The sequence below is a fragment of the Streptomyces sp. JNUCC 64 genome, from assembly GCF_054484115.1.
In genome coordinates this window covers 1,777,382-1,794,871 of the sequence record NZ_CM137015.1, presented here as the reverse complement: position 1 = coordinate 1,794,871, position 17,490 = coordinate 1,777,382, and the positions used below count along the sequence as shown (strand labels likewise).

The window sequence follows — 17,490 nt, the reverse complement described above, 5'->3', positions numbered from 1 at the left end:
CGCGGCGGGCACGTCAGGCTCGCTTCCAGCTGCCGAGCAGCGCCTGGAGGGTGTCCTTGTCGAGGCCGGATACCTCGGTGTCCGGGGCGGGCGTGCCCGGACCGGCCGCGCGGCCGGGGGCGTCGTCGGCCCCGGCGCGCTCGCACGCCTCGGCCAGTTCGGCGACGGTGGGGTTCTCGAAGACCATCCGCGCGGTGACCCGCAGCCCCTTGGCACGGGCCCGGCTGGCGAGCTGGACGGAGACGATGCTGTCCCCGCCGAGGGCGAAGAAGCCGTCCTCGCGCCCGATATCCGCCGTGCCGAGCACGTCCGCGAAGAGCGCGGCGACGGCCTCCTCGGTGGCGCCGCGCGGGGGCTGCCGGGTCCCGGAGGTGCGCGGGTCGGGCAGCGGCAGGGCGGGCCGGTTCAGCTTGCCGGAACCGGTCAGCGGCATGGCGTCCAGCACGGTGAGCACCGACGGATGCAGATAGAGGGGGAGTTCCCGGGCCAGGTGTTCGCGGACGGAGGCGAGTGCCGCGTCCCGGTCGGCGCCCGGGTCGGCCAGGGTGACGTACCCGGCCAGCAGGGTGGAGTCGTCCTGCTGGTGGACGCGGGCGGCGGCCAGCGCCACCTCGGGCGCCAGGCGCAGGACGGCCTCGATCTCACCGAGTTCCAGCCTGATCCCGCGCAGCTTCACCTGGTGGTCGGTGCGCCCCTCGAAGAGCAGCCGGCCGTCCCGGCTCCAGCGGGCCCGGTCCCCGGTGCGGTACAGCGGGGTGCCGGGGACGTCGCCGTAGGGGTCGGGCAGGAAGCGGGCGGCGGACAGACCGGGACGCTTCCAGTAGCCACGGGCCAGCTGGGGCCCCGCCGCGTACACCTCGCCGGGCACCCCGGGCGGGCAGAGGTTGAGGTGGCGGTCCAGGACCAGCACCCGTGCGCCGTCCACGGGGGTGCCCAGATGGAGCCCGTGACGGTGCATCGGCCCCCGGACGACGCCGCCGCTCAGCTCGGTGGCGCCGTAGTTGTTGACGACCTCCGCGTCCGGCGCCACGGCCCGCAGCCGTCGCAGCAGGGTCGCGGTCATGGGCTCGCCGCTGCTGATCCAGCGGGGCACCGAGCGGACCGCCTCCGGGGAGACTCCGATCAGCGCGTTGACGGCGGTGGGAACCGCGGTGACCTGCCCGATCGGGTTGTCCTCGATCAGACCGGTCAGACTGCCCACGTCACGGGCCTCGGCCTCGTCGGCGACGACCAGCCGGGCCCCGGCGATCAGCCCGGCGAGGATCTCGCAGCCGCCGTCGTGGAAGCTCAGCCAGCCCTGGCAGAGCCGGACGTCGGGCTCCGCCACGGGGTAGCGCACGGGCTGCCAGGACAGCCGGGCGGCGTAGGCCCGCTGGGTGCCGATCACGCCCTTGGGCACCCCGGTGGACCCGGAGGTGTAGAGGAAGTACGAGACGTTCTCGCCCCGGACCCGGTGGGACACCTCCTCGGGCAGCCGTTCGCCGGACTGCGCGGCGAGTGCGGCCACCGCCTCGGTGCCGTCCAGCACGAGCAGCGGCGCCGCGCCGCCGGGCAGGCCGTCCACGGCGTCGGAGCGGGTGAGCACGACGACGGGGGCGGCGTCGCCGATCATGAACTCCAGCCGTTCGGCGGGGAGCCGCAGGTCCAGCGGCAGATACGCGGCTCCGGTCTTCACCACCGCGAGCAGCGCGACCACCATGTCGATGGAGCGGGGTACGGCGAGGGCGACGAAGCGGTCCGGTCCGGCGCCGCGCGCCAGCAGCAGCCGGGCCAGCCGGTCGCTGCGCCGGTGGAGTTCGGCGTAGCCGATGGCGCTGCCCGCGCACTCCACGGCGGTCCGCTCGCCGTCGCCGGACAGGTCGAGCGCGGCCCTGGACCGTTCGACGAGCCGGGGCAGGGTGTCGGGGGTTCCGGGGGCCGCCTCCGGGCCCCGGCTCCACTCGTCCAGGATCAGCCGCCGCTCCGCCTCGGTGACCAGTTCCAGGGTGTGCAGCCGCCGTCCGGGCTCCCCGCCCATGGCGCGCAGCACCAGGCCGAGCCGGTCGGCCAGCTGGCGCACGGTGGCCTCGTCGTAGAGGTCGCGCCGGTAGATCAGCTCTCCGTGCCAGCCGCCGGAGTGCCCGCTGGGCTCGAAGTTGACGGAGAGGTCGTACTTGGCGGTGGCGGTGTGCTGGGGCAGGGAGCGCCAGCGCAGCCCGCCGCCCGCCAGGGTGAAGTCCTCCTCGTCCCGCAGCTGGACCAGTACCTGGAAGAGCGGGTTGACGCTCAGCGAACGCTCGGCCCCGGCGGCTTCGACCATCCGCTCGAAGGGCAGTTCGGCGTGCTGGTAGGCGTCCACGGCGCGGGCCCTGGCGCGGCGCACGATCTCCTCCAGGGTCGGGTCCCCGGTGAGGTCGTTGCGCACCACCAGCAGGTTGACGAAGAGCCCGACGGCCTCGGTCACCGCCTCGTCGGGCCGGTTGGCGACGGGGGTGCCGAGCGGCACGTCGTCACCGGCGCCGAGCTTGCACAGCAGGGTGGCGACGGCCGCCTGCAGCACGATGAACGGCGTCGCGCCCGTCGCCTCGGCGAGCCGTTCGACGCCCCGGCGGACGTCGGCGTCGAAGGCGAAGGGGACGACGCCACCGGCCGGGTCGGGCCGGGCCGGACGGGGCCGGTCCGGGGTCACGGCGGTGTCCTGCGGCAGATCGGCCAGATAGCCGCGCCAGAACTCCGCCAGCCGGTCGGCCGTGCCGTCCGGGGCGTCCAGCCGCTCCCGCTGCCACAGGGCGTAGTCGGCGTACTGGACGGGCAGCGGGGGCAGCACCGGGGAGCCGTCCCGGCCGCCGCCGTCCAGCCGGGCCGTGTACGCGCGGGTGAGGTCGTCGACGAGCAGGCGCGCCGACACCTCGTCGCACACGATGTGGTGGAGCAGCAGGGAGAGCACGTGGTGGTGCTCGGACACCCGGAACAGCGCGGCGCGCAGCGGCCGTTCGCCGCTGAGGTCGAAGGGGTGCGCGGCGGCCCCGGCGAGGGCGGCCTCCAGCTCCCCGGGGCCCGTCTCGGTCACCGGCAGTTCGACCCGGTGGTCGTCCAGGACCTCCTGGCGGCCGACGCCCTCGTGGTCGGGGAAGACGGTGCGCAGGCTCTCGTGCCGCAGCAGCAGATCGCCGAGGGCGCCGCGCAGCGCGTCGGTGTCGAGCGGACCGGTGAGGTCCAGGGCGATGGGCACGTTGTAGGTGGTGCTGTCGGTCTCGACCCGGTCCACGAACCAGACGCGCTGCTGGGCGAAGGACAGCGGGACGGTCTCCGGGCGGTTCCGGGCGGTCAGCGGCGGGGCGGAGCCGGAGTCCCGGTCGTCCCCGGCGCCGTCGCGGACCAGTTGGGCGAGCCCGGCGGGGGTGGCGTGGGCGAAGGCGTCCCGCACGGAGACGACGGTGCCGTACCGGTGGCGGACGCGCGACAGCAGACGGGTGAGCAGCAGCGAGTGGCCGCCCAGTTCGAAGAAGGAGGTGTCGGCACCGACCCGGCGTCCGCCGACCGTCGGCACCTCGCCGACCGTCGGCACGCCGATGCCCGCCGGGTCCCCGACCGGCGGTTCGTCGGCCGGTGCGAGGAGTTCGGCGAAGAGCGCGGCCAGCTCGCGTTCCAGGACGTCGTCGAGGGGGCGGAAGGCGGCGGTCTCCTCGGGCGGCGCCTCGGGCAGCGCTCGGCGGTCGGTCTTGCCGGCCGGGGTCAGCGGCAGCTTCTCCAGGACGACGAAGGCGCCGGGCACCATGTGGGCGGGGAGCACGGCGGCCAGCCGGGCCCGCAGGGCCGCCAGGTCGATGTCCCGGCTTCCCTCCGGGGTGAGGTAGGCCACCAGCCCGGTTCCGGTCTCCGCCTGGTCGCGGGCGACGACGACGGCCTGCTCCACGCCGTCCTGGGCGCGCAGCGCCACCTCGATCTCGCCCGGTTCCACGCGGAAGCCACGGATCTTGACCTGGTCGTCCGCCCGTCCGGCGAACTCCAGTTCGCCGTCCGCGCCGAAGCGCGCCAGGTCCCCGGTGCGGTAGAGCCGGTGGCCGGGGGTGAGCGGGCTGGGCACGAAGCGCTCGGCGGTGAGCGCCGGGCGGCCCAGGTAGCCACGGGCCAGCGAGCTGCCTTCGAGGTAGAGCTCTCCCGTCTCGCCCGGCGGGACGAGGCCGAGCGCGGAGTCCAGGACCAGCGCGGTGTTCCCCCACTTGGGCCGTCCGATGGGGACCGTGCGGTGCCCCTGCGGACCCTCGACGCGGTAGCCGGTGACGGACTGGGTGGTCTCCGTGGGCCCGTAGTAGTTGCCGAGGGTCAGCCTGCCACCGGTGCCGAACCGGGCGCGCACCCGGTCGGCCAGCTCGCCGGGCAGCGCCTCGCCGCCGACCGGCAGCCAGCGCAGCGAGGACAGCGGCCTCTTCGGCGCCGCCGCCGCCAGGTAGTTCAGGAAGGACGGCACGGCGTGGACGACGGTGGCCTCCAGCGCGGCCACCTCGGCGAAGAGCAGGTCGAGGTCGGTCTCGGCGCCCGCCCGGGGCACCAGCACCTCGCCGCCGACGCACAGCGGGCCCAGCAGCTCGCCGAGGGAGACGTCGAAGGCGGGGGAGGCCAGCTGGAGCCAGCGGACCTTCTCGCCTTCGGCGTGGGTGTCCCGGAAATGGCCGGTCAGCCACTCCAGGTGGTCGCCGAGGGCGGCGTGGGTGGTGCCCACCCCCTTGGGCGCGCCGGTCGACCCCGAGGTGTAGATGACGTACGCCAGGTTCTGCGGACGCAGCGGGCGCACCCGGTCGCGATCGGTCAGCTCGCCCAGGCCCGAGAACGGTTCCAGTCCGGCGTGCCAGGCGGGGGAGTCGACGACGGTCCGCGGCACCGCGCCCTCGGGTACCCGGTCGTCGGTGGCGGCGCTGGTGAACAGATGGCGGGGGGCCGCCTCGGCCAGCAGCCGCGCCAGGCGGTCGGCCGGGTGCGCCACGTCCAGGGGCAGCAGCGCCGCACCGGACTTCAGGACCCCGAGCGCGATCACGGCGCTGTCCACGGTGCGTCCCAGCGCGCAGGCGACCAGGTCCTCGGGGCCGATGCCCCGGGCGGCGATCCACCGGCCGACGGCCGCCGCGCGGTCGTTCAGCTCGCGGTAGGTCAGCGTGGACCCGGCCGTGCGCAGCGCGACCGCGTCCGGCTGGGCGGCGGCCCGGGCCTCGATCCGGTCCGTCGCGGAGCGCCAGGGCCCGATGAACGCCGGGGAGGTTCCCCGGCTCAGGAGCAGTTCGCGTTCCTCCCCGGTGACCAGCGGGAGTTCGGCGAAGGAGGTGTCCGGGTCCCGCAGGGCCGCTCGCAGCACCCGGAGGGTGGTCCGCGCCAGGGAGTCGATCCGGCCGTCGGGGAAGGCGTCTTCGAGGTACTCGAAGCGCAGCGTCCAGCGGCCGTCCGGGGCGCGGCGGGCCATCACGGACAGGGGGACCTGGCCGATCCCGCCGCGCGCCGCACGGGCCTCGACCGCCACGCCGGGCAGCGCGAGATGGACTCCGGCGTCCTCGACGCCGAAGCTGACCTCGATCGGGCGGGGCCGTCCGGCGGCGCCCAGCAGCCGTACCGCCTCGTCGTAGGGCAGGTCTTGGTGCTGGAGGGCGTCGGCGACGGTGCGCGCGGTGCGTTCCGCGAGGCTGCCCAGGCCGTGGCCGGCCGGGGCGGTGAGGGGCAGCAGCACGACGTTGCCGAAGTAGCCGAGGGAGCGGTCGCACAGTCCGTTGTCCCGCTGTGTCACGGGGGTCCCGATCACGGCCCGGTCGTTGCCCGTGTGGCGGTGCAGTCCCGCCGCGAAGGCGGTGAGCAGCACCACGAAGGGGGTGGTGGAGCGCTGTCTGGCGAGTTCCTCGACCGTCCCGGACAGGGACGCGTCCAGGGTCGTCTCGTGGGAGCGGCAGACGCCGGTGTGGTCCCGGGCCGCGGTGCTGCCGAGGCCGGTGGCCGGGTCCGCGCCCGCCAGGGCGTCCGCCCAGTGCCCGCGCAGGGCGGGCAGCGCCGCCGAGCGCTCCCGCTCCATGGCGTGGGCGGCCCGCGCGTAGGGGACCGCCGGGGCGAGGGCGTCTCCCCGGTAGGCGGCGGCGAGGTCGTCGAAGAAGATCGCCCAGCAGGCGTCGTCCCAGGCGATGTGATGGGCGGTCAGCAACAGGGTGTGGTGGTCGGGGCCCTCGGCGTAGAGGGTCAGACGCACCGGGTGGGAGGTCTCCAGGTCGAAGGGGACCCGCAGTTCGGCGGAGATCAGCGCGTCCAGGTCGCCGCCGTGGGCGTCGGTGACGGTCACCGGCAGCGTGTCGGCCGTCAGGTCGGGGACGGCCAGCAGTTCGCCCGTGCCGGTGAGGGTGTAGCGGGTGCGCAGGATCTCGTGGTGACCGGCGACCGCGCGGGCGGCGGCGGTCAGGGCGGGCACGTCGACGGGCCCGCGCAGGGTGAGGGCGGTGCCCACGTTGAGCGCGGCCCCGGTGGCGTCGGCGGCGTGCTGGAGCCACAGCCGTTGCTGCGCGGGGCTCGCCGGAGTCTCGGCTCCGGGTGCGAGGGGTTCGGGCTCCGTGCCTTCCGTCGTCGCGCCGCCGCTCTCGGCCACGCGCTTGCGCAGCGCCGCCAGTCTGCGTCTGCGGTCGCGCTCCGCCGCAGCGGTGTCCGTCGCGCCCATCGTGCCTCTCCTCATCACTCTTTCCCCGGCAGCGGGGCATCCGTCCTGTCGTCACCGCGCGCGGCGGTCCGCCCTGGGGTGCCGGGCGGCACCCCAGGGCGCCCGGCGCCTAGGCCCAGGAGTTCAACGAGAAGCGTTCGCTCAGCGTGCGGGCGCCGATGGCGTACTCGCGCAGCTCGGCGGCGTTGCGTACCAGCAGGTCGTCCCCGGAGGACTCGGCGATCGTGCGGAGCCAGCCGTAGGTCTCCTCGGCGGGCACGTCGTAGCGGAAGTGGACCTTGGAGAGGAGGAAGAGGAACTCCTTGAAGTTGGAGCGGTCCACCACCTCGCCGAGCTTCAGGATCGCCTCCCGCCGCTCGGCGGGGAGCTGCGGGCGCTCGATGATCCTGGGCTCGCCACCGGGCCGGTAGTAGGACTTGTCGCGGAAGATGTCGGCTTCCTCGTACGGGCCGTCGAAGGCGAAGTCGACGCAGAGCATCTGCCTGCTGTCCCCCGAGAAGTTGGCGGCGGCGTGCACCGCACCGGCGTCCAGGAACCAGATCTCCCCGGGCCGCATGTTGAGCACGGTGTCGTCCTCGGAGTGCAGCGCGGCGGAGTTGGGCTCCAGGAACATCAGCACCCGGAAGTACTGGTCGGCGTCCCGCTCCAGCTCGACGAAGTCCCGGTGGGGGATCACCACCGCGTCCACCAGGTTGCGGGTGCGGACCATGGTGATCCGGTCGGTGTCGAAGACGTTCTCGACCAGTTCCCGCAGATAGCCGACCCGCTTGCCGTGCTCGGTGAGCTGGGCGGGCGAGGTGGTGTCCCGGTACAGGTCGTCCCCGGCGTCACCGCTGGCGTTCCACAGCGGGAGGTTCTTCCAGTACCCGTTGCTGAACTCGTCGTAGCCCTCCTCCCCACGGGGCACGGAGGCGAGGTAGTCGAGGTCAGGGGCGAGCCGGCGGTCATCGAGTTCGATCTGTCCGAGGATGTGCGATCGCACGTGGAGGACACCCTTTCTGACACGGATTGGTGGCCGCGCGGGGCGGACGGGGAACGTCCGCCCTCCGGCAGCGCTGTGGTCGCGCGTTCGGACGGCGGCGCCTGACATCACGGAACTGGGGTCCGGCCGACCCTCCGTGCGGAACGGCACGGGCACCCGTGGGGCCGTGCCGGGGGACGACGTGGCGCAGGGGCACGTCTCTCCCTGCCAACTCATATTTCGAGTGGTTCAGTTGGCTGATTCTGGACGCTAATCGACCGAGAGCTACTTTGGCAAGCCTTACCTAAGTTGATCATCTCTCGTAAGGGAACGCCGCCACCACGGTCACCACCCCGGAAACCGCGGGCAGCGGCCCAACTCGCCTCCGCCGTCGAGGACATCGACCCCCGGGGGAGCGGCCGTACGTGATCTTCGCCTCACGGGGGCGCACTTGCCCCCGCCTCCCCCCGTGCTGAAAAATCCCCGGCAGCCGCCTCAGGACGTCCGGCCCCGTCCTGGGCGGCCGGACCACGTGGTCCCGGGCCCCCGGCCCGCACCACGTGCCGCAGGGCGGACGGAACGCGGCCGGTGCACCGGCCAGTCGTGGACGTCCCGCGCAGGAGCCCCGCACCTCGGACACCCGCCCCTTCCAAGGAGCCACTCCTGTGAACGCCACCGCCCCCGTGCTGCCCCGCTACACCACCGAGGGGCTGCCCGCCTCCTGGCTCGCCGTCCCGCCGCCGCCCACCGGCTTCCACCACGGCGAACTGCACTACCGCGACCTCCGCGTGGACGACGGCGAGATCGAGATGGTCTGCGAGTGGATGAACCGGCCGCACACCGCCAAGGGCTGGGAGTACGACTGGCCGCTGGAGCGCTGGGACGCCCACATCAGGGCCCAGCTGCGCGCCGACTACTCACGGCCCGTCATCGTGGAACAGAACGGACGCCCCATCGCCTACATGGAGTTCTACCGGATGGCCCAGGACATCGTCGGCCACCACTACCAGGCCCGGCCGCACGACCTCAGCGTCCACCTGGCCATCGCCGACCCGGCCGACACCGGCCGGGGCCTGGGGTCCCGGATCATCGGCGAGATCACCGAGGAGTTCCTGGACCGCGACCGTGACTGCGACGCCGTGGTGTTCGAACCCGACGCGGCCAACTCCGCCTCCCGCAAGATGATCGAGAACAACGGCGCCTCGCTGCTGGGCGAGGTGCGGGTGCGCCACCGCCACATCGCGCTGTACGCGCGGGTCCGCGACGGACGGCCGCTGCCCCGGATCGGACGGCCCGCGTGGACGGCGTCGGCCGAGACCTCCGCCGGCTGAACCGGCGCGCCACGGTGAGGCCCACCTCGCCCCGTGGGCGGGAGTGGGTCCTCGCCCTGTGGGCTGGGCGGGCCCTCGTGCCGCAGGCTGCGGCGGGCCCTCGTGCCGTGGGTTGGGGCGGGCCCTCGTGCCGGACCGGCACGCCTCCCGCACGCGCGACCCCGTACGGAGGCGTTCCCGCCCGTGCCCTGGGGACCCGCCCCCCCCGTGCTCCCGGGGCCCGCACCCGCACCCGCACCCGTGCCCGTGCTCCCGGGACCCGCACTCGGCGGGGCCGCCGACGGCAGGGAGGGGTGCGGCTCGGGAGCCTCGGCGTCCGGGGAGAGGCGCGGCTCGGGAGGAGTACGGCGTCCGAGAGGGGCGCCGCGTCCGGGGAGGGGCGCGGCCGGTTCATCGCTTCGGCCCCGGTCCGCCCGTCGCCCCGTCAGCCGCCCTCTTCCGTCCGTCGCCCTGTCAGCCGTCCCCTTCCGTCCGTCGCCCTGTCAGCCGTCCCCTTCCGTAAGGCGGCTGAGCGGGATCACCAGCGGGCAACCGGTCTCCTCGTCGTGCCGGACCCGGGCGCGCAGCCCGAAGACCTCCGCCAGCATCTCCTCGGTGAGCACGTCCCGTGGCGGCCCCTGCGCGACGACGCGCCCCTCCCTCATCGCCACCAGACGATCCGCGTAGCGGGCCGCCAGCGTCAGATCGTGCAGCACCACCACCACGGTGCGCCCGCCGTCCCGGTGCAGTGTCCGTACCAGGTCCAGCACCTCCACCTGGTGCGCCAGGTCCAGGTGGTTGGTGGGCTCGTCCAGCAGCAGCAGCTCGGTGTCCTGGGCGAGCGCCATGGCGATCCAGGCCCGTTGCCGCTGCCCGCCCGAGAGTTCGTCCAGGTCCCGCTCCGCCAGCTCGTAGGTGCCGGTGGCCCGCATCGCCCGGGCCACGACCTCCTCGTCCTCGCCGGTCCAGCGCCGGTACCAGCTCTGATGGGGATGCCGCCCCCTGGCGACCAGGTCGGCGACGCTGATTCCTTCCGGCGCCACGGGGGACTGCGGCAACAGGCCCACCAGGTGCGCGACCTGACGGGTCGGCATCCGGTGTATCGGGGTGCCGTCCAGCAGCACCTCGCCCGCGCGCGGCTTCATCAGCCGCCCGAAGGCCCGGAGCAGAGTGGACTTGCCGCAGCCGTTGGGGCCGATGACGGCGGTGAACGAACCGTCCGGGATCTCCAGGTCGAGCCCCTCGATCACCGGGCGTTGCGCATAGCCCAGGGTGAGCCCCCGCGCGCGCAGCCGCACCGGAGCGGGATCAGTTCCGGCCGCGCTCTCCCCCCGCGAGGCGGACCCCTCCGCCGCCTCGCCCAGCTTGATGGTCCCGGTCATGAGGTACGTGCCTTTCCGCTTCGGACGAGCAGGTAGAGCAGATAGGGCGCGCCGAGCGCGGCCGTCACGACGCCGACCGGCAGCTGTACGTCGCCGAAGGCGGTACGGCCCAGCACATCGGCCCACACCGTGACGGCCGCCCCCAGCAGGGCCGAGGCGAGCAGCGGCGGCGTACCGGTGCGGACCAGCCGCGCGGCCAGCTGGGGCGCGGCCAGCGCGACGAAGGCGACCGGACCGGCCGCCGCGGTGGCGGCGGCGGTGAGGAGCACGGCGATCAGGAGCAGGGCCACCCGGGCTCCGGTCATCCGCACCCCGAGGCCCCGCGCGGTGTCCTCGTCGTAGGCGAGGGCCCCGAAGGTGAAGGAGAGCACCAGGGCGACGGGCATCAGCACGGCCAGTGCCAGGGCCGTGGTCCGGACGACGGACCAGCTGGTGCCCTGGTCGAGGCTGCCGTTGAGCCAGACCAGCGCCCGGCCGACCTCCACGATGTCGGCCTTGACCAGCAGCCAGGAGAGCACGCTGCCGAGGACCGCGTTCACGCCGACGCCGACCAGCAGCACCCGGTAGCCGGAGATGCCCCGCCGGACGGCGAGCAGATGGACGGCCAGGGCGGCGGCCAGCGCACCGGCCACGGCGGCGGCGGGAACGCCGAGGTCGGCCGACAGGCCGCTGACGCTGCCGTAGGAACCGCCCAGGACGATGACGGTGACGGCGCCGACCCCGGCTCCGCTGGTGATCCCGAGGATGTCGGGGCTGGCCAGTGGATTGCGCGCGATGCCCTGGACGATCGCTCCCGCCAGTCCGAGCGCGCCGCCCACCAGGACGCCGATCAGCGCGCGCGGCAGGCGCAGTTCGAAGATGACGAAGTCGTGGTCCGGGGTGCCGCCGCCCAGCAGCCGCAGGGCCACCTCCCCGGCGGAGAGGGAACCGCTGCCCCGGGCGGTGCTCATGACGACGGCCAGGGCGAGCACCGCGGCGGTCAGCAGCGGCACCAGGGCCTGCCGGGGGCGCCAGCCGGCGGAGAGCGGACCGGCGCGCAGCGTCCGGCGGCCGGGAACGACCGTCCGGCGACCGGGCGGAGAACCGTTCCGCCCGGCGTCGGCGGTGGTCCCGGAGGGCGCCGGGGAACGCGGTCCGGGGGGCGTGGGGAAGGTCATGGCCGCACCGGCTTCCGGCGGTTCACCAGGTGGATGAAGACGGGGGCGCCGATCAGCGCGAGCATGATGCCGACCTGGAGCTCCCCGGGCCGGGCGACCAGTCGGCCGAGGGTGTCGGCGAGCACCACCAGGGAGGCGCCGAGGAGACCCGAGTAGACGAGGACCCAACGGTAGTCGGGTCCGGTGAAGTACCGCGCGATGTGCGTGGAGACCAGTCCGGCGAAGCCGATCGGTCCGCAGACGGCTACCGCAGTGCCGGTCAGCACGGTGATGGCCGCCATGCCGACCGCCCGGGTGAGCCCCACCCGCAGGCCCAGTGACCGGGCCACGTCCTCCCCGAGGGACAGGGCGTTCAGCCCGCCCGCGTTGGCGGCGGCCAGCACCAGGCCCACCAGGACGAAGGGGAGCATCTGTACGACGAGTTCCACCGGGCGGCCGGAGACGGTGCCCACCGTCCAGAACCGGTAGACCTCCAGGGCCTGCCGGTCGATCAGCACCATGCCCGCGGTGAGCGCCGTGAAGAGGGCGTGCGCGGCGGCACCCGCCAGCGCCAGGGTGACGGGGGTGGCGCCGCCCCGGGCGAGCCGCCCCACCGCGTGGACCAGCAGGCTGGCCCCGGCGGCACCGAGGAACCCGAACCACACGTAGCCGTGCAGGCCGGTGACGCCCAAGAGGAAGACGGCGGCGACCACGCACATCCCGGCCCCCGCGCTGATGCCCAGGACCACCGGATCGGCGATGGGGTTCCGGGTGTGGCCCTGCATCAGCGCGCCGGCCACCCCCAGCGAGGCACCGGCCACGAGCCCGAGCCAGGTGCGCGGCATGCGCAGGTCCCGGACGATGACGTCCGACTCCAGGCCCTTCGGACTCCACAGCCCGTGCCAGACCTGGCCCGGGGTGAGCGGCTTGGACCCCAGGGCGATGGAGAGCAGCACGGCCAGCGCCACCACTCCCAGCAGCACCAGGAGCCCGGCCCAGCGCCGTCGGCCACCGACTCCCGTCAGCCGCCGCCGCACCGGCCGGACCTCCGGGGGCACCCGGAGCCCGGAGCGGGCTTCGATCACGATCTCCTCCACCCCACACTATGATCAACTTAGGTGAGCCTACCCTTATGTTCCTTGGCTTGGAAGGGGTGGCCTGATGCGATCCGGAGGGGGCGCCGCGTCCGCGCGGGCGAAAAGGGGAGGACGTGACGGAGGCGCGGGCCTGGGGCGCCGAGCCGGAGATCCGGTTCGCCAGCGGAGTACGCGCCCCGCGCCCTCACGGATCCGCTCCAGCCCGTGCCACCCGGCTGAGGGAGGCGGACCGCCTCCTGGCCGCCCTCGCCCCGGTCGTTCACCCCGATCCGGTCACGATCGCCGTGGTTCAGGCCGACAGCGGTGACCGTGTTTCCCAGCGGGGCAAGGCCCTATCTAAGATCGCCACAACCGAATCGCGGCCCGACGGGCTTCCTGAACAGGACATGCCCCCACCCGCACGAGTCACTCGTGCCCTGGGGGAACCCTCTCGTGTCCATGCTGCTTCTCAGGCTGTCCGCGCAGGATCTGCTCACGCTCGACTCCCGGGACCGGATGGTGCCCCATCTTGCCGCCCGGTGGCAGCACTTCCGGGGATCAGACGCCACGGAATCGGAGCGGGGCGCATGGGCGGAGAGCCTGGTGAGTCTTGCCGGTGACTTGGTCGCGGCGGGGCGGGGCAACGTGGAGATGGTCGTCGAGTGCGCGGCCACTCTCGACGAGGCGGTGCGTTCGGGCGACCCGCGCCTCATCGATGTCGTTCTCGTGGGTCGTCATCCAGAGCGTCAGGTGCCCTCCGTGCAGTTGGTCGAGCTGAAACGATGGTCCACGGTGAGCCGGGCCGAGCGGGCGATCGCGGAACTTGTCCATGTGCCGGGCATCAAGAAAAAGAAGAAGCATCCGGCGCTGCAACTGGGTGTTTACTACGAGGCGTTCACGAGCTCACGGGGCCCGTTCCAAGGTGCCGACTTCGAATGCGGCGGTTTTGCCTATCTGCACAACGCCACTGACGAATCCGTCCGGACCCTGATCGATGTGGACGCGCCTACCGGACCCTACGCCCGCGTGTACACGAGCGACCGGCGTGAGCAGTTGTTGTCCGAGCTCAGGACGAACTTCGCCGAGGACGGTGCGGCCTCCATGGCCGAGAGGATGCTGCAGAGCATGGGCCTGCGCAACACTCCGCTGCTCGACGCCATGATCTGGTCCCGTGGAACCGACACCGTCTTCACTCTGCGCGGGCGCCAGAAGAAGGTCGCGGACCAAGTTCTGGAGACGGCTTCGAGGGTGCTGCCGGACCTTCACCGTCCCGCCTTGGTGCCCGACGAGCGCCGCGTCGTCTTCCTCGTCACGGGTGGGGCGGGCACGGGGAAGAGCACGATCGGTTTGCAGCTCAAGGCGGAACTGGAAGCCCAGGGCCGTACGGTCAAATACGCCAGTGGCAGCCGTGCCTTCAACGGGGCCCTCCAGGAACACGTCGGTTACGGGGATCGGGAGTTCAGGGAGACGTTCACCTATTTCAGTAGCTTCGTCACCCCGCCTGACCCTCCCTTGGACGTGCTGATCTGCGACGAAGCGCACCGGCTCCGGGACCGGTCGACCAGCCGGTTCTGGAAGCCGGAGCAGCAGGGCACGGGGCCGCAGATCGACGAACTCCTCGCGGCTTCCCGCTTGACGGTGTTCTTCCTGGACGAGGGGCAGTCCGTGAGGCCGAACGAGGTCGGGACCGTGGATCTGATCAAGGAAGCAGCCGAGCGGCACGATGCCCTCGTCATTCGGTACAAGCTGAGGGAACAGTTCCGGTGCGGGGGCAGTGACTCCTACGTCCGGTGGGTGAAGGCGTTGCTCGGAGTGGCGGGTGAGGGCCCCATCAAGTGGCGCCCCGATGGACTGATGCACATCGAAGTGGCGGACACCCCGGAAGAACTCGAGCAGGTCATACGCACGGAAGCGCTCGCCGGTGCGTCCGCGCGCATGGTCGCAGGCTACTGCTGGCCGTGGACGAAGCCGCTGGGCAAAGAGCGGAGGCTGGAAAAGGACGTCCGCATCGGGGATTGGCATCGGCCGTGGAACGCGGACAGCGAAAGCTTCTGTGCGGACCAGGCGCCGCCGTCGAGGATCTGGTCCGTGCACGAGAACGGCTTGGGCCAGATCGGCTGTGTCTACACGGCGCAGGGGCTCGAATGGGATTGGTGCGGCGTGATCATGGGGGACGACATGGTGCGTCGTGGTGACCGGTGGGTCTTTCGGCGGGGCAAGGGATTCAAGACGGCGGAATCAGGCGTCAAGCGGGTCGCGGAGCCGGGTTCGTTCGATCCCAAGGTGAAAGCCGGCAGCGTCGACGACGACGAGTTCGCGCGCCTCGTCCGCCACGCCTACCACGTGTTGATGACCCGTGCCAGCCGTGCCACGGTGCTCTACTCGACGGATCAGGAGACCCGGGACTATCTGAAGAGGCTCGTCGGCGAGGTCGAGATCCAAGGGTTGCGTCCCAGTTGGGAGAACTTGCCGGTGGAAGCCCGCAAACCGCATCTTCCCCGGCCGGGGGGTAGGGGCCGGGGAAAGGGAAGGGGCAAGAGCAAGGAAAGGCGCCAGAAGGGTGGAGGGCCACAGTTCTCCGAGGTGCCCTTGTTCTGACAGGAGTCGGCGTTCGAATGGGGGTGGCGGGCTCACCGGGCCCGCCACCGGCCTGCACTAGAAGAGCAGACCTGCGATCGCCACCAGGGACGTCACCAAGAGGTTGGAGACGACTGCGGCGGCGATCTCGATCAGGATCTCGCGGATCCGTTCACGACGCGTACGTTTGCACTCGACTGAGTTCACGGCCACTCCAAGCAATGAGATCGGAATGGCAGGGGGACGCCCTACCGGGCATCCACGCTCACGTCGGGTGTCACCACACGACGGGCACAACCGTTCCTCACTCACAGCTCACGGAGCGAGCTGGAGAACCGCAGCCTCGTACCTTCCGGGAAAGTGCGCAGCCCGGTCATCGTATCCCGTAGGTCCCGCGGGGGTTCGGGGATTTCCCGGTGGGCCGGGTCGGCGCCAGCACGTAGCCCTCAGCTCAGGCGGGGATCAGACCACTGCCGGGATCAGAGAGCGGAGCTTCTCACGGGTTTCGGGGTCCGTCGAGTAGACGACGGTCCCGATCATGCCCCGGGTCAGCAACACCTTGTAGGTGTTGCGGACGAGACGGTCGACGTCCTCGTCCGGCGTGGCCTTGGTGAAGGCCGGGTCCTTGGACGCGCCACGGTTCACCACCCAACGATCGGTACGCCACACGAGGTCCGGACCCATGATCACGCCGGACCAGTCGTACTCGAAGCCCTGGGCCGTGTAGACGCACCCGATCTGCCCGAATCCGGCGGGGTCGGTGGCCCACAGGGGGGCTGGAGGGGCACCGAGCAGGGCACGGTCACCGTAGAGGTTCCAGGGCCTGGCCCAGTCGCCGATGACCACGTCGGCGGGGAGCGAGTGCATGCTGGAGGTGATCTTCGTTGTCCATTTCCAGCAGTAACCCGCGGACAGGCGCGCGCTGTAGCCTTCGGACCGCCGGGCAGCGAGGAAGTCCTCCAACTCCTGCGGGTCGTCGGCGGTCAGGAGCCGTACCTTGTCGTCCGGCTCCCACGTGGTGGGCGCGTTTCCTTCGAGCCCCAACAGGTCGACCACCCATCGCAGATAGGCGTCACTGCCGCCGCAGCGGAACTGGCTGTCGAGCCTCACCACCGTGCAGTCGAGATCCTGTGTGGCTGCGGCTTCCCTGATCTGTTCCTCGGTGCCCATCTCACCAGGACGCACCACCTGGTGCTGGTCCAGGAGGAACACCGGAACCCGAGCGGCGTCCATCAGCTCTGCCACCTGTGGCCGACCGGTACGCAGAGTCGCCTTCGTATAGCGGTTGGCGGAGGTCTTGCGGAGCCGGTGCGCCTCATCGCAGACCAACACGTCGAGATCGTTGGGCTCCGCCTCCATGAAGCTGTTGAAGTAGCGGAAGAGCCGTTGGACCTCAGCCTTGCGCGCACCGGCGATCTTGCGCATCGTCTTGGTGAAGGACTGCGAACCCGTGGCGTGCAGGGCCGGCACACCGCGCCGGTAGAGGTCCCCCAACAGGGAGAGGGCGATCACGCTCTTGCCGGAGCCGGGCCCCCCGGTCACGATGACGACCTGCTTGCGGTTGGACCGCCGGGCCTGTCGTACTGCCGACATGACCGTTTCGTAGGCGAGTCGCTGTTCGTCCAGCAGTACGAACTGCTCGCGGTCGCGCACCTCCTCGGCGGCGACGCTCATCAACTGCCTGGACGGCCGTACCTTGCCCTGCAACAGCGCATCGGCCGCTTCGGCACCCGGCTTGGCCGCCAGCCTGGAGCGGAGGTAGCCGAGGAAGGCTCCCCGCTGGTCGCCGGTGAACATCCGGCCCCGATCGTCCTCGGTGACGGTACGGAGCCTCGCCACCTTGAGGTCGGTCGCGTTGTGCAGGTAGGCGACCCCCGCGACCGAGTCGGGAATCCGCTCCAACGCTCCGTTGAACGAGACGAGGTACTCGCAGTAGCCCCGCACCTGCTCGATCGGGTTGAGGACCGGATCCGGGTAGGCGGGGGTGTGGCACAGCAGCGGATCGTCCTCTCCGGGGTGGGCTTCGCTCCACTGCTTCAGCTCGACCACCACGTACGAGGGTTCGCCGGTGCCGGGATGGACACCGGCGAGTACCACGTCCGCGCGCTTGCTGGTCAGCGGCAGCGAGTACTCCAGCATCACCTCGACTTCGCCGAGCCCGGCTTCGATGAGCACATGGGTGAGTGCGGGGACGCTCCGTTCCCAGGAGCGCACTTCCGACGGCTGGGGTCGATGACGGTGTTTGTGCAGGAAGTTCTCGGTCAGGAGCTCGGCCAGCCGCCCTTCAAGGCGCGTGCGGTTGGCCAATGAGGCCGCAGACTCACGGAACAGCAAGGAAGTCCCCCAGGCAGCACGAAGTAACTCGTGCGGGTGGGGGCATGTCCTTC

9 protein-coding genes are annotated in these 17,490 nt (G+C 72.2%); 2 read left to right on the top strand and 7 right to left on the bottom strand.

Translation table 11 applies throughout. From position 1 onward, the window contains the following. Positions 1-13 precede the first annotated feature (13 nt). Entirely contained in the window at positions 14-6,661 is a 6,648-nt protein-coding gene (locus ACVWNX_RS07015) for an amino acid adenylation domain-containing protein (RefSeq protein ID WP_454413014.1), read from the bottom strand. A 109-nt stretch (positions 6,662-6,770) separates the two neighbouring features. After that, positions 6,771-7,643 carry an aspartyl/asparaginyl beta-hydroxylase domain-containing protein gene (locus ACVWNX_RS07010; protein ID WP_454413013.1) on the bottom strand — a complete coding sequence of 291 codons (873 nt, stop codon included), beginning with the start codon at positions 7,641-7,643 and terminating at the stop codon, positions 6,771-6,773. Between the two features lie 644 nt (positions 7,644-8,287). On the opposite strand from ACVWNX_RS07010, the gene ACVWNX_RS07005 reads away from it, so the two are divergent. Next, positions 8,288-8,953: a GNAT family N-acetyltransferase gene (locus ACVWNX_RS07005; RefSeq protein ID WP_454413012.1), complete on the top strand. Its 666-nt coding sequence runs from the start codon at positions 8,288-8,290 to the stop codon at positions 8,951-8,953. Between the two features lie 482 nt (positions 8,954-9,435). On the opposite strand, the gene ACVWNX_RS07000 is transcribed toward ACVWNX_RS07005, so the two are convergent. The 3 genes from ACVWNX_RS07000 to ACVWNX_RS06990 are packed head-to-tail and all read right to left on the bottom strand — an operon-like array spanning position 9,436 to position 12,547. Further along, a complete protein-coding gene (locus tag ACVWNX_RS07000; protein ID WP_454413011.1) occupies positions 9,436-10,314 on the bottom strand; it encodes an ABC transporter ATP-binding protein in 879 nt (292 codons plus the stop codon). After that, a complete protein-coding gene (locus ACVWNX_RS06995) occupies positions 10,311-11,471 on the bottom strand; it encodes a FecCD family ABC transporter permease (protein ID WP_454413010.1) in 1,161 nt (386 codons plus the stop codon). The genes ACVWNX_RS07000 and ACVWNX_RS06995 overlap by 4 nt, the downstream gene beginning before the upstream one ends. Next, positions 11,468-12,547 carry a FecCD family ABC transporter permease gene (locus ACVWNX_RS06990; protein WP_454413009.1) on the bottom strand — a complete coding sequence of 360 codons (1,080 nt, stop codon included), beginning with the start codon at positions 12,545-12,547 and terminating at the stop codon, positions 11,468-11,470. Before ACVWNX_RS06990 ends, ACVWNX_RS06995 begins: the two co-directional genes overlap by 4 nt. Positions 12,548-12,985: 438 nt before the next feature. Here ACVWNX_RS06990 and ACVWNX_RS06985 point away from each other — a divergent pair, with 438 nt between their 5' ends. After that, positions 12,986-15,124 carry a DUF2075 domain-containing protein gene (locus ACVWNX_RS06985; RefSeq protein ID WP_454414662.1) on the top strand — a complete coding sequence of 713 codons (2,139 nt, stop codon included), beginning with the start codon at positions 12,986-12,988 and terminating at the stop codon, positions 15,122-15,124. Positions 15,125-15,181: 57 nt separating this feature from the next. Here the strand turns inward: ACVWNX_RS06985 and ACVWNX_RS06980 are convergent, their stop codons facing one another. Continuing rightward, the gene (locus ACVWNX_RS06980; protein WP_454413008.1) at positions 15,182-15,310 is read right to left on the bottom strand and encodes a DUF6408 family protein; all 129 of its coding nucleotides are present in this window, start codon (positions 15,308-15,310) and stop codon (positions 15,182-15,184) included. Between the two features lie 255 nt (positions 15,311-15,565). Beyond that, complete coding sequence (locus ACVWNX_RS06975) at positions 15,566-17,437, bottom strand: DNA/RNA helicase domain-containing protein (protein WP_454413007.1); 1,872 nt, start codon at positions 17,435-17,437, stop codon at positions 15,566-15,568. Between the last annotated feature and the right edge of the window lie 53 nt (positions 17,438-17,490).